The organism is Pseudomonas neuropathica, assembly GCF_015461835.1.
In the GTDB taxonomy this organism is placed as follows: Bacteria; Pseudomonadota; Gammaproteobacteria; order Pseudomonadales; family Pseudomonadaceae; genus Aquipseudomonas; species Aquipseudomonas neuropathica.
The window spans coordinates 154,647-167,458 of sequence record NZ_JACOPX010000008.1 but is presented as its reverse complement, the minus strand read 5'-3'; the positions used below and the strand labels follow the sequence as shown (position 1 = coordinate 167,458).

Below are 12,812 nucleotides of genomic sequence, written 5' to 3'. Positions count from 1 at the left end.
GTGGGAGCGAGCTTGCTCGCGAAAGCGGTGTGTCAGTCAAAACATCATTGGCTGACATACAGCATTCGCGAGCAAGCTCGCTCCCACAGGTTTTGCGGTGTGTCTGATGATCAGTTGGCGCGCTTGTCATCGCCCGGCTCGCCGCCGACATGTACGCCGCGATCATCGCCGGCTTCAGCCGCAGCGTGGACGCCACGATCATCACCGACTTCACCGGCGCGGTGGACCCCGTGGTCATCGCCGACTTCACCGGCGCGGTGGACCCCGTGGTCATCGCCGACTTCACCAGCGCGGTGGACGCCATGGTCATCTCCCGCTTCAGCATGGGCGCCGTTGCGGCCGGATGAGGCGCTGTCGCCCGAGTGCCCCGAGCCGTGGTCGCTGCCGCTGTGGCTACTGTTGCCACCGCCACCACCACTGCCACTGTTGCCGCCACCGCCGTGACTGCCTCCGCCGCCACTTCCGCCCCCACCATTTCCACCGCTGCCACCACCACCGCTGCCACCGCTGCCACCACCGCTGCCACCGTGACCGCCGCCGCCCCCGCCACTTCCTCCACTTCCGCCGCCGCCCCCTCCGCTACCGCCACCACTGCCTCCACCACCACTTCCACCATCCTTGGCATGAGCACTGGATACCCCGGACAAACTGTCCGGAATCAGCACCGTAGACGCTGACAGAACTGCGCCGATGGCCATTGCGAGCACGAGCTTTTGAATGTGCATATCGTTCTCCGTCTTTGTGGTTTTGTTGGGAACGTAAAAGTGCGTTGTTGCAGGGACCGGACCCGTTCCCGGGAGTCAGTGAATACTCGAAGCCAGTTCGAAAATCGGGATGTACATCAGGATCACGATGACCCCGATCAGCAGGCCGATGAAGGTCATCAACAGCGGCTCGAACAATTTAACGAACCACTCCAGCCAGCGGCTGATTTCCTCGTCGTAGAAGTCGGCGCTGCGTTCCATCATCTGCCCGAGGTTGCCGGACTGTTCGCCGGCGCGCAGCAATCGTAGCGAGACCGGCGTCACCAGGTGATTGAGTTCCAGCGCGGTGGACAGCGATTGCCCCTCGCGCACCCGCTCGCAGGCCTGATCCAGCCGCGTCCGCGAAGCGACGGTGAGCAAGCCCCTGACCATGGCCATGGCGGTCACCAGCGGAATTCCGCCTTGCAGCAGAATCCCCAGCGAACGATAAAACCGCGCCAGCTCATACATGAAAATCCGTTGATGCACGGCTGGCAGTTTCTCCACCAGCCGATCCAGCCCACGGCGAAACGCCGGTTGCTTCTGCAGGACGGCGAGGGCAATGACCAGCGCCGCCAGCCCGCCAAAAAACTCAGCCTGATGCGCATGCAGAAACATGCCGCTGCTCATCAACACCTGCGACAGCCACGGCAGGTTATTGCCCAGCCCTTCAAACACCAGACTGAAACGCGGCACCACATAACCCATCAGGAACAACACCACGCCACCACCGACGATCAGCAACAGCATTGGGTAGATCGAGGCGCTGATGATCTTCTGCCGCACCTCGTCCATGCGCTGGCGATAACTGACGTAGCGACCGAGCGCATCGCCGACCGCGCCGGTCTTCTCGCTGGACTGTACCAGCGCCACGTACAACGGCGGGAACACCGCCGACAACTGGCCCAACGCCTGCGAGAAGGATTTGCCCTCATAAAGCAGGCGCACCAGCTCACTCAAGGTTTTCCGGGCAGCGGGGGCGGTTTCTTTTTCGGCGAGGCTTTCCAGCGCATCGATCAACGGTAGGCCGGCATTGAGCAGCGTGGTCAGTTCCTGGCTGAACAACACCAGGTTGAAGGTCTCGCGCTGGCGCAGTTTCAGCGAGCGCCAATGCTTGTCGGCATGCGAGCTGAGCACCCGCAAACCTTGATCCTCGGCGATCCGCCGTGCGTCGCTGTCACCCGCCGCTTCGACGCTCAAGGACACCACGCCAGCCTTGCCGACCGCTTTCAAATGAAATCGCATGGGCCGCGCTCCGTTTACTGCCAGTTGGTCACTTCAGCGTTTTCACCTTCACCGCCGGGCTGGCCGTCCTTACCCATCGACAGCAAGTCGTACTCGCTGTTTTCGCCGGGATAGCGGTAGGTGTAGTTACGTCCCCACGGATCCTGCGGGAGCTTTTTCTGCAAGTACGGGCCGGTCCATTTCGCTTCGTCACTCGGTGCGGTGACCAACGCCTGCAAGCCCTGTTCGGTGGACGGGTAGTGACCGACCTCCAGTCGATAGATATCCAGCGCTTTGCTCAGCCCTTCGATCTGCGCCTTGGCCACTTTCACTTCCGAGCGACCGAGTTGGGCGAAGTATTTCGGCGCGACGATCCCGGCCAACAGGCCGAGCACCACCAGCACCACGAGCAATTCGAGCAGGGTAAAACCGCGTTGGCCACGCGGACGAAATTGCAGCTTCATGATGACCTCCCGTGAGTGGCAGCCGTGTCGCCTGAAGGGCTTATGCAATTGCCATGCTCAGCCTCACTGAAGATCGGTTGATTGGCTGAAGCCCTTGTAAATCGGGCATTTCAAGAGTCGGCACAGTGCTTGCGTATGGCTCAAACGTGATCGGCCATTGGGGCATTTCCCCCAATTTATCGGGGTCGATCCGGGGAGGCCCGACATGAAATTTCTCGCCAGCGGATTGCTCGGATGTGTGCTGCTCAGCGGCGCCGCGCAAGCCGACGTATTCATCTCCGTGGACGCCAAGGGCAGCTATGTCCTGTCCAACGTTCACCGGCCCGGACGCACCTACGAACGGGTGATCCACGAGGCTGAAATGCCTGTGGCCAGCCTTGATCAACAGCCACAAATGATCGCCAACCAGCCCTACGCGGAACTGGTGTCGGCGGCGGCCAAGGTCAATCAATTGCCCGAGGCGCTGCTGCACGCGGTGATCAACGCCGAATCCCACTACAACCCCGGTGCGACCTCAGCCAAAGGCGCGGGCGGGCTCATGCAGTTGATGCCCGACACCGCGCGCGAACTGGGTGTGACCGACGTCTACGACCCCAAGGCCAACATCCAGGGCGGGGCGAAATACCTCAAACGCCTGATGACCTTGTTCGACAACGACATTGCTCTCGCCGTGGCGGCCTACAACGCCGGGCCCGACGCAGTGCTCAGCCGTGGCCGGGTGATTCCGCCGTTCGCCGAAACCCAGCGTTATGTACCGAACGTATTGCGTCAATACCGGCGTTTGCAGGGCCTGGCCATGGATGCGCCGTTGTGACCCAACCCGGTTTTCCCCACATTCGGGGGCAAACCGCAGAGGCCCGAAAAGTGGGGAAAACCGGTGGGGAATATCCCCCAGATCCTCAAATGGTTGCGGTAACTGATTGAACGGTAATGAGATTTTTTGTGGCACGCGGATTGCTCCGAGGCATTTGTCGAGAAGTGTTCCCAAGAGCACCCACTACGAGGTTACTGATCATGGTTGGCATTCATCACGCTCCGTCCCTGTTCAACTGGCTGCTGATTCTGGCCTCGATGCTCAGCGTCGAGCTGGCCAGCGCGGCCGTGCGTTGCGAGCGCAACCTGGTGGCCAACGTCGTCGCCTTCGATCAACCGCTGATGTTCAACCGCCTCGGTGCGCAGAACATCAACGGCATGATGTTCGCCCTGCGCCGCGATGTGGTCGATGAACATGAGCAGTCGCTGGCTTACGGCGGCGCCGCAGTGCCGGGCAAAGTCTCGCTGCGTCCGGACAAGCGTCCACGGCCGTTGGTGCTGCGCGTGGCGGCGGGTGATTGCCTGACGATCAATCTGCAGAACCTGCTCGACTATCAGGCCAATCCGAACAAGCACTTTGAAAACCAGGGCGAAGAGGAGGGCGTGGAAAACGCCAACGGCGCCGAAGCCTTCAAAGTCGACGAGCAAGTGGCGGATCGTCACGTCGGTTTCCAGGTCAACGGCCTGCAAGCGGTGAACAGCATCGATGACATCTCTTCGTTCACCGGGCGTAACGCCAACAGCCTGGTGCCTCCGGGCTCCAGCCGTTCCTACACCTTGTTCGCCGAACGTGAGGGCGCGTTTGCCGTCAGTAGCCGTGGCGCGACGTTTGGCGGCGAGGGCGCGGCCGGCAACGTTGCCAACGGTCTGTTCGGCCAGGTCGTCGTGCTGCCCAAGGGCGGTCGCACCTATCGCAATACCCTCACTGAAGAAGAAATGCGCCTGGCCACCACGGGCCGCGCACCCACCGGCCAACCGATCGTCGATTACCAGGCGCGCTACCCGCAGCGCGAACCGTGGCTGCGTGAAGGCAAGGCTGGTACGCCGATCATCGGCATGGTCGACGGCAATGAAATCATCTCCAGCGAAAGCGATGCGATTGTCATGGGCAGCAACGCCGACGGCAGTTTCCCATCCAGCACCTACCCGCTGGAGTCGATGGGCAAACGCAACCCGGCGATCCCCAACCGCCTCGAAGCATTCCGCGATTTCGCCTCGCAATTCCAGGACGAAACCGCCGCTACTCAAGCATTCCCGGCTTATTGGGCTGACCCGGTAATGGCCCATGTGCTGGAGCCGACCCGCGACTCGTTCATGATCAACTATGGCTCCGGCGGCATGGGTGCCGAAGTGGTCGCCAACCGCTTGGGCGTGGGGCCGATGCACGACTGCCTGTCGTGTGCCTATGAAGAATTCTTCCTCAGCTCGCACACCGTCGGCGATGTGGCGATGCTGGTGGATGTGCCGGCCAACACCGGGCTGGAGAACATCGCCCCCGGCCAGATACCGCGCGCCGATCAGATCGGCGTGAAAGCCACCATGGCGCTGTATCCGTCGGAGCCGTCGAACGTCAACCACAGCTACATCGGTGACTTCGTCAAATTCCGCAATACCCACAATGGCCACGAGCAGCACATCTTCCACCTGCATGGCCATCAGTGGCTGTTCAATCCCAACGACGACAACTCCGATTACGTCGACGCCCAGGGCATCGGACCGGGCGCCGGTTATACCTATGAAATCGCCAACGGTGGTTCGGGCAACCGCAACCGCGTGGCCGGTGATGCGATCTATCACTGCCATTTCTATCCGCACTTTGCTCAAGGCATGTGGGCCATGTGGCGCGTGCACGATGTGTTTGAAGAGGGCACGCGGCTCGACGTTTCGCAACAGGGCGCCGACGGCTATCACAGCGAACCGTTTGCCTTGCGCAGCGGCAAACCCGCCGCTGGCGCGCGGGCCTTGCCGGACGGCGAAATCATTGCCGGCACACCGATTCCGGCGATTGTTCCGCTGCCGGGCAAAGCCATGGCACCGATGCCGGGCAAAGTCGTGGTCGTGCCGAAAATCGGCGAAACCCTGATCGCCGGCAATGATGACGACGAGGATGAAGAAGAGGGCGACGACGGCGAACATCACGGCGGCAATACCGGCGGTCAAGCCATCGGCTCGCTGGCGCTGGTCGATCGCAGCGAAGCCAATCGCAATGCCGACGGCAGCCTGAAAAACCCAGGCTATCCGTTCTGGATCGGCGGTATGGAAAGCTCGGTCGGCCAACGTCCGCCAACGCCGCCACTGGACATGCTCGACGCCGCCACCGCACAGTCGCTCAAGGCCAGCGGCAAGGCACTGTGGGCCAATCTCGACCCGGCGCAGTCCGGCGGTTGGAATGGCGGCTTGCAGCGTCACGCACTCGATGGCGTCGCGGCCGGTGGCGAGGCGCACACCGTCACCACTTCGCTGGATTTCTCCAAGGAAGTCACCCGAGCCAAACCGATTTACCTGCCGGAAGAAGGCACTGAAGTCGAACAGGCGGCGATGGCCTTCCACGCGAAAAAAGACCACCCAAGCTACGCCTTGCTGCCCGGCAATCAAGTGGTGGCCAAGGCCTTCCGCACCAACGGTGCCTTGCCAATGGCCGGCGCGCCGTACTACGAGCCGTGCATGGACGATCGGCAAAAACGCCTGACCAGCAACGCCGGCAGCGGCGAGTTCGCCAGCGGTGAGCGCATCGACGGCATGTCCTTTGTCGGCGCCTCGAGCTTCACCGCCGACCGCCCACGCATCTACAAAGCCGCCAATATTCAGTTCGACGCGGTGTACAACAAGGTCGGCTATCACTTCCCGCAGGCGCGCATTCTGGCGCTGTGGGAAGACGCCTGGCCGGTGATCACCAAGCAGCGTCCGCCAGAGCCGCTGGTGATGCGCATGAACACTTTCGATTGCGTGCAATACCAGCAAACCAACCTGGTCCCGGCCACCTATGAGATGGACGACTATCAGGTGCGCACGCCAACCGACGTGATCGGCCAGCACATCCACTTGCCGAAGTGGGATCTGACCTCGGCGGACGGCTCCTCCAACGGCTGGAACTATGAGGACGGCGTGCTCTCGCCCGGCGCTGTGCAGGAGCGCATTCATGCGATCCGCGAGTTCAACCAGTGCGCCGGCACCGATCCACGTGACGGCACCCAGGCCTGCCCGATAGCCAGGAACCACCCATTCTTCGGCCAGTATGGTCGCGCCGACTGGCTGGGTGCGCGCACGGCGATGCAGCGCTGGTTCGTCGATCCGGTGGTCAACGCCAAAGGCGTCGATCGCGGCCTCGGCACGATCTTCACCCACGACCACTTAGGCCCATCGACGCACCAGCAGATTGGTCTGTACGCAACCGTTCTTGCAGAGCCGGCCGGTTCCACCTGGTTCCACGCCGAAACCGGTGAGCCGTTGTACAGCGGCGCGCGTCAGGATGGCGGCCCGACCTCGTGGCAAGCGGTGATCAACACCGGCGACCTCGATGGCGACGGCAAGAACGACAGCTTCCGCGAGTTCTTCCTCGAATACAGCGACTTCCAGCACGCCTATGAAGCTGGCGTCTATGTCGGTGCCGGTCCCAACGGTGTGCCGAATGCGCAGGCGTTCCCGGCCACCGCCGACAGCTTCCGTTACGCGATCAACCCGCCAGTGCGCAACAACGCCAGCAACTTGCTAGAAGGCGTGCTGGAAGTGCAGGGCGGTCAGGTGCCGGGCTGCCCGAGCCGGCCATGTCCGCAGGCGATTTCGGTGGATGACCCGGGCATGTTCGTCGTCAACTATCGCAACGAACCGCTGGCCCTGCGCGTGTACGACCCGAACAAGGTCGGCCCGGATGGCAAACGCGGCATGCAGGCTGACGGCCTCGGCGGTGATCTGTCGTTCGCCATGCAAAGCCGCACCGACCGCGCGATTCCGGCGATGAACCTGGCGCCGAATCTGCTCACCTCGGCCACCGGCCCAACCGGCGGCACCACGCTGTTCCCGCCGCACATCAACAAGGGCGGCGCCGAACCCGGTGACCCGTTCACGCCGATGCTGCGCACCTATACCGGCGACAACGTGCGGCTGCGGGTGCATGCCGGCGGCCATGAAGAAGAGCACAACGTCACCCTGCACGGTGTGAAATGGCTGCAGAGCGGTTCCGGTTTCGGCAACAGCTCCAACTCCGGCTGGCGCGCGTCGCAGATGATCGGTATTTCCGAACAGATGGGCTTCATTGCGCCGGTGTCGATGCTGTCCAGTTCGGCGGCGACCACGGGTGATTATCTGTACTCGATGGACGCTTCGATCGAAGGCTACTGGAGCGGTATCTGGGGCGTGATGCGCAACTACACCGCCAAACGCGCCGACCTGTTCGCCATCCCCAACAACCCGAGCCCGGCGGGCATGCGCAATACCGTGGCGTTCGAGGGCAGTTGCCCACGCTATGGCGCCAATCCTAACGGCATTGGCACTCGGCCGACTGTGCAGCGCAACTATGAAGTGGTCGCGGCGCTGGCCAATGACATCCTCGGCAATACGCTGGGCCTGACCATCGGCGATCCCGAAGGGCTTGGTCAGCATGTCGGCGGGCCGCTCAATCCAGCGGGCGGCACCCTGGTGCTGAATTCGCGCACGGTGAGCATTCCACAAGTCACCGTGACTGATCCGGAGGATGGCGAAACCATCACCATCGGCGGGCAGAGCGGGCCGCTGCATGATCCGACCGCGATTCTCTATGTGCGTAAATCCGACCTGGATCCGCTCAGCGGCAAGCTCAAACCCGGCATCCCGGTCGAACCGCTGGTGCTGCGCGCAGCCGCGGGAGATTGCATCAACATCACTCTGGAAAACCGTCTGCCGAGCGTGATGCCCGACTTGACGCAAACCGCGGTGATGCAAGGCATGGTCAAGCGTGATCGCAACAGCGGTCTGGGCTCGACCACCTTCAGCAACAACCTGATGCGGCCGTCCAGCCACGTCGGCCTGCATGCGCAATTGCTGGCGTATGACATCACCAAATCCGACGGTGCCAATGTCGGCGCCAACCCCATCCAGACCGTGCCACCGCGTGTCGGCAACAGCGGCGCGTACCCGACGCGTACCTATCAGTACTACGCCGGGCACCTGGAGCGTGAAGGCAAACCGGTGACGCAACTGGGTCGCAGCGTCGACAACATCAACGCCACGGCGGTCGAGTTCGGTGGTTTGAACATCACCCCGGCGGACGTGATCAAGCAGCCGCAAAAAGGCCTCGGTGGTGCGATGAGCATTCTGCCGATCGGCGCGACCTGGGTCGACGATGCGCGCAAGGTCAACGCCACGGTCACCGCGCCTGGGCAAACCAGTTACCGCGACTTCGCGATGGTCTGGCACAAGGCGTTGAACACTCGTTGGGCCAATGGCCGGCCGGTGGAAGGGATCGCTGCTGAAGGCTTCGGCGTGCCGACCGATCCGCAGGACAACTCGAGCATGGCGATCAACTACAAGACCGAACCGCTGTGGTACCGCTTCGGCCTCGCCCCGGATGCACCGTTCGGGCATGCCGATGGCGCGGGTTATGGCGACATGACCAACGCGCACATGGCCTACAGCAACGCGTTGGTGGGCGGCGATCCGCAGACGCCGGTGCTGTATGCCAAACCCGGGCAACCGTTGCGCACGCATATTTTGATGCCGAGCGGTGGCAGTCGTGGCACCACGTTCCAGCTCGACGGGCATGTCTGGTCGGTCAATCCGTTCCAGGCCGAGAAGAGCGACACCGGGGGTTATCCGATGGGGTCGCCGGGCGTGGGTTCGGTGCGCTTCGGCTACAACCCGATGTCGATGTACATCGGCGCCCACGAAAGCGTCCTGCCGGCCGCGCACTTCAGCTTCATGATCCCGAGCGCTGGGGGCAGCAATGCGATCCCGGGGGATTATCTGTTCCGCGATTACGCCGCCTACGGCAACACCTCCGGGTTATGGGGCTTGCTGCGGGTGACCAACGAACCGGAACCGGCGCCGCAGGGGCAGTAGACACAACGACAGGCCTACAGAGGGCCGGTGGTGGGCAGTGAGGGTGCGGTAGGAATGCAAATCCCTTGTGGGAGCGAGCTTGCTCGCGAATGGGAGCAACCCGGTTTCAAGGGTGCAGCGGAAGACGCCTTCGCGAGCAAGCTCGCTCCCACAGTGGGCAGTGGTGGCAGTGAGGAAGTGGGATGGATGCAAATCCCCTGTAGGAGTGAGCCTGCTCGCGATTGGGGCAACTCGGTTTCGGATGGTGAGACGGATGACGCCATCGCGAGCAGGCTCACTCCTACAGGGGCCGGTGTTTTGCCAGATGAAGAGGTAGGGGAGTGCTGGATGAACAGGATCATCAACATCATCGGTATTTGCACGCTGGCCATGGCCGGGGCGTTGTTGACGCTGAGTGAGATTGCGCTGGCGCAAACCGGCGGGGGGCAGACGCTGAACCGTGATGGCGTGGCGGTGGACTTCAACCTCAAGCCACTGGCCGCCGACGGCAAGCTGCGCGAAGGTGAATTCGCCGACGTGCAGTTCCACATCACCGACAGCGCTTCCGGTCAGCCGTTGTCCGGGGTAGCGCCGGGGGCCTGGGTCGATCCGCAAACCCTCGCCGCCGATCAGGCCCAGGGCCGCGACCAGAGCTGCAAAGCCCGGGTCGGGGTGTTTCTCAAATCCAACATCGGTGCGCGGCCGTTGCTCGACCTCAACAGCTATTTCCTGCTGGTGATGAACCGCGACGCCAGCATCGCCGTGGTCGATCCGTCGGTCTCGGTCGGCGGCATCACCAGCACCCTCGCGCGAATCGAACTCAAGCAGCCGCCGATGGACTGGGTCACGCCCAAAGACAACAAACGCGTGTTCGTTTCCATGCCGACGGCCGGCGAAGTGGCCGTCATCGACAGCGAACAATTCAAGGTTCTCGATTCGATTAAAGCCGGCAGCCAACCGGTACGCGTGGCGCTGCAACCGGATGAACGTCTGCTCTGGGTCGGCAACAACGCCAGCAAAGCCGAAGACTCCGGCGTCACAGTGATCGACAGCCAAAGCCTCAAACCCCTCAAACACTTGCAGACCGGGCGCGGCCACCACGAAATCAGCTTCAGCAAGGACAGCCGCTTCGCCTTCGTCAGCAATCGCGATGACGGCACCGTCAGCGTGGTCGACATCGCCAGCCTGAACATCGTCGAGCAAATCAAAACCGGCTCGCATCCACTGTCAGTCGCCTATTCGGGGCTGTCCGGCGCGGTCTACGTGGCCGATGGCAAGGACGGCACCGTGACCGTGATCGACGCCAGCACCCACGCCATCCGCCGGGTGATCAAACTGCAGCAAGGCCTCGGCCCCATGGGCTTCAGCGCCGACGGCCGCTTCGGCGTGGTGCTCAACACCGTGGAAAACCGCGCCAGCGTCATCGACGCCGCGACCAACAGCGCCATTCACGACCTCGACGTCAGCGCCGAACCCTACCAAGTGGTGTTCACCCAGGCCTACGCCTACATCCGCGGACTCGCTTCACCGAAAGTCACCATGATCAACCTGTCTTCTTTAGGCGAAGGCCGCCAGCCGATCAGCCAGGGGTTCGAAGCCGGCCCGCAAGCGCCGCGTCTGGCCGGGGATTTGCCGCTGGCCTCCAGTCTGGCAGTGTCGCGTGACGACAACGCGGTGTTCGTGGTCAACCCGGTCGACAACACCACCTACTTCTACGCCGAAGGCATGAACGCGCCGATGTCCGGTTACCCCAATCGGGGGCAGATCGCCCGCGCCGCCATGGTCATCGACCGCAGCTTGCGCGAAATCTCGCCGGGACTTTACAGCGCGCGGGTGAAGCTGCCGGCGGCGGGGCGCTTCGACGTGGCGTTCCTGCTCAATCAACCGAACATCATTCACTGCTTCACTGCGCAGATCGAAACCAATGGCGCCGTGGCAAAACACCTCGGCCAACCGAAAGTCGAGTTCCTCCTCGACAAGACTGCCGTGGCACTCAACGACCCCTACGTCGTGCGTTTCCGCATCGTGCAGGGCAAAGACAAAACCCAGCGCAGCGGCGTGAAAGACGTGCAATTGCGCTACTACCTCGCGCCCACCTCGCATCCCCGCGAAGTGGCCGCGCTGGAAGTCGCCGACGGCGTGTACGAAGCGCCGATCACCCTCGACCGCAGCGGCGCCTGGTATCTGCATGTGCGTGCGGCCTCTTTGGGTGCCGGTTTCGATGACAAGACCTTTGCCAGTGTTCGGGTAGCCCCCGGCCAGGCCCGTTGAAGAGGAGTTTCGACATGAACCGATTTGCATCCAGTGGCCTGCTGAGCCTGTGCCTGTTGAGCCTCGGCATCCAACAAGCCCAGGCCCATTCGGCGGACGAGCACGCCGGGCACAAAGCCCCGGCCAGCAATACCCAGGAACACGCCCAGGTGAAATTCGCCAACGTGCCGCTACTCGACCAGAACGGCAAAACCGTACGCCTGGAACAAGACCTGGTGCAGGGCAAAATCGTCGTCATGAGCTTCATCTACACCAGTTGCACCACGGTGTGTCCGGTGGTCTCGTCGATCATGGGCAAGGTGCAGAAACAGCTCGGTGCACGGGTCGGCAACGAAGTGCAACTGGTGTCGATCAGCATCGACCCGCAGCGCGACGACCCGAAACGCCTGCAGGATTATGCGCGCACGTTCCAGCGCGGGCCGGGCTGGAGCTGGCTGACCGGCTCGCCACAGTCGATCAATGAAACCCTCAAGGGCCTCGGCAGTTTCAGCGGCGACCTGAAGAGTCATCAACCGCTGATCCTCGTCGGCGACGGCGACAGCCGCCACTGGATGCGCTACTACGGCTTCACTGATCCGGCGCTGCTGGCCAAGGAAGTGGAAAAACTCAGCGGCCTGCGCACCCACGCCAAACACACTGCCATCGCCATGGAGCAACAGCCATGAGACTGCTCGACTGGATCTCCCTGACCGTGTGTTTCTGGATTCTTGGTAACGTCGTGTTCGCTCACGAAGGCCACGTCTCTGAGCCGCCAGCCGCTGTGGCCGCCGCGCCGGCCAAAGGCACCCACGACGCGAAAACCTGGTTCACCGACACGCCTTTACAGGATCAGAACGGCGAGACCCTGCGCTTCTACAGCGATGCGCTGCAAAACCGCATCGTCCTGCTTAACGTGATCTTCACCAGTTGCAATGACGCGTGTCCGCTGATCACCCAAAAGCTCAAGGAAGTCCGCGAGCTGCTGGGTGACAAGGCGCAGGACATCACCTTTATTTCCCTTACCAGTGATCCGCTGCGCGATACGCCGGCGGTGCTCAAGGCTTACACCTTGAAGCAGGGTTCCGATGACCCTCATTGGCTTTTTCTTACCGGCGACAAGGCGCAGATGGACTTGGTATTGAGTCGCATCGGCCAGATCGTACCGACGCCAGAGCAACACTCCACGCAGTTGATCGTCGGCGATGTCGCCAATAAACGCTGGAGCAAAATCCGTCCCGACGCCCCGGCTGCCGCCATTGCCCAGCGCTTGCAGTTGCTGACAATGCCCGTGGCCGGCCGCTGAGTC

8 protein-coding genes are annotated in these 12,812 nt (G+C 62.5%); 5 read left to right on the top strand and 3 right to left on the bottom strand.

Annotation, left to right across the window (positions count from 1 at the left end; all coding sequences use genetic code 11):
- Window positions 1–110: 110 nt before the first annotated feature.
- The 3 genes from H8F23_RS28895 to gspG form a co-directional block, all read right to left on the bottom strand.
- A complete protein-coding gene (locus tag H8F23_RS28895; RefSeq protein ID WP_228759223.1) occupies window positions 111–725 on the bottom strand; it encodes a hypothetical protein in 615 nt (204 codons plus the stop codon).
- Window positions 726–800: 75 nt separating this feature from the next.
- Window positions 801–1,988 (bottom strand): type II secretion system F family protein, encoded by a 1,188-nt coding sequence (locus H8F23_RS13495; protein WP_194934698.1) that lies wholly within the window; start codon window positions 1,986–1,988, stop codon window positions 801–803.
- Window positions 1,989–2,002: 14 nt separating this feature from the next.
- A complete protein-coding gene (gene gspG, locus H8F23_RS13490) occupies window positions 2,003–2,431 on the bottom strand; it encodes a type II secretion system major pseudopilin GspG (RefSeq protein ID WP_064120121.1) in 429 nt (142 codons plus the stop codon).
- A gap of 205 nt (window positions 2,432–2,636) precedes the next feature.
- On the opposite strand from gspG, the gene H8F23_RS13485 reads away from it, so the two are divergent.
- The 5 genes from H8F23_RS13485 (at window position 2,637) to H8F23_RS13465 (ending at window position 12,809) form a co-directional block, all read left to right on the top strand.
- Entirely contained in the window at window positions 2,637–3,245 is a 609-nt protein-coding gene (locus H8F23_RS13485) for a lytic transglycosylase domain-containing protein (RefSeq protein WP_093439292.1), read from the top strand.
- Between the two features lie 200 nt (window positions 3,246–3,445).
- Window positions 3,446–9,277, top strand: coding sequence for a manganese-oxidizing multicopper oxidase MnxG (mnxG, locus tag H8F23_RS13480; RefSeq protein ID WP_194934697.1), 5,832 nt, complete (start codon window positions 3,446–3,448; stop codon window positions 9,275–9,277).
- A gap of 327 nt (window positions 9,278–9,604) precedes the next feature.
- Window positions 9,605–11,527: a YncE family protein gene (locus H8F23_RS13475; protein ID WP_194934696.1), complete on the top strand. Its 1,923-nt coding sequence runs from the start codon at window positions 9,605–9,607 to the stop codon at window positions 11,525–11,527.
- 14 nt (window positions 11,528–11,541) lie between these two features.
- A complete protein-coding gene (locus H8F23_RS13470) occupies window positions 11,542–12,192 on the top strand; it encodes an SCO family protein (protein ID WP_194934695.1) in 651 nt (216 codons plus the stop codon).
- Window positions 12,189–12,809: an SCO family protein gene (locus tag H8F23_RS13465; protein ID WP_194934694.1), complete on the top strand. Its 621-nt coding sequence runs from the start codon at window positions 12,189–12,191 to the stop codon at window positions 12,807–12,809. The genes H8F23_RS13470 and H8F23_RS13465 overlap by 4 nt, the downstream gene beginning before the upstream one ends.
- Window positions 12,810–12,812 lie beyond the last annotated feature (3 nt).

Excerpts from the sequence above, each read along its gene's own strand:
- H8F23_RS28895 (WP_228759223.1), bottom strand. The coding sequence starts at position 725 with ATGCACATTCAAAAGCTCGTGCTCGCAATGGCCATCGGCGCAGTTCTG.
- H8F23_RS13495 (WP_194934698.1), bottom strand. The coding sequence starts at position 1,988 with ATGCGATTTCATTTGAAAGCGGTCGGCAAGGCTGGCGTGGTGTCCTTG.
- gspG (WP_064120121.1), bottom strand. The coding sequence starts at position 2,431 with ATGAAGCTGCAATTTCGTCCGCGTGGCCAACGCGGTTTTACCCTGCTC.
- H8F23_RS13485 (WP_093439292.1), top strand. The coding sequence starts at position 2,637 with ATGAAATTTCTCGCCAGCGGATTGCTCGGATGTGTGCTGCTCAGCGGC.
- mnxG (WP_194934697.1), top strand. The coding sequence starts at position 3,446 with ATGGTTGGCATTCATCACGCTCCGTCCCTGTTCAACTGGCTGCTGATT.
- H8F23_RS13475 (WP_194934696.1), top strand. The coding sequence starts at position 9,605 with ATGAACAGGATCATCAACATCATCGGTATTTGCACGCTGGCCATGGCC.
- H8F23_RS13470 (WP_194934695.1), top strand. The coding sequence starts at position 11,542 with ATGAACCGATTTGCATCCAGTGGCCTGCTGAGCCTGTGCCTGTTGAGC.
- H8F23_RS13465 (WP_194934694.1), top strand. The coding sequence starts at position 12,189 with ATGAGACTGCTCGACTGGATCTCCCTGACCGTGTGTTTCTGGATTCTT.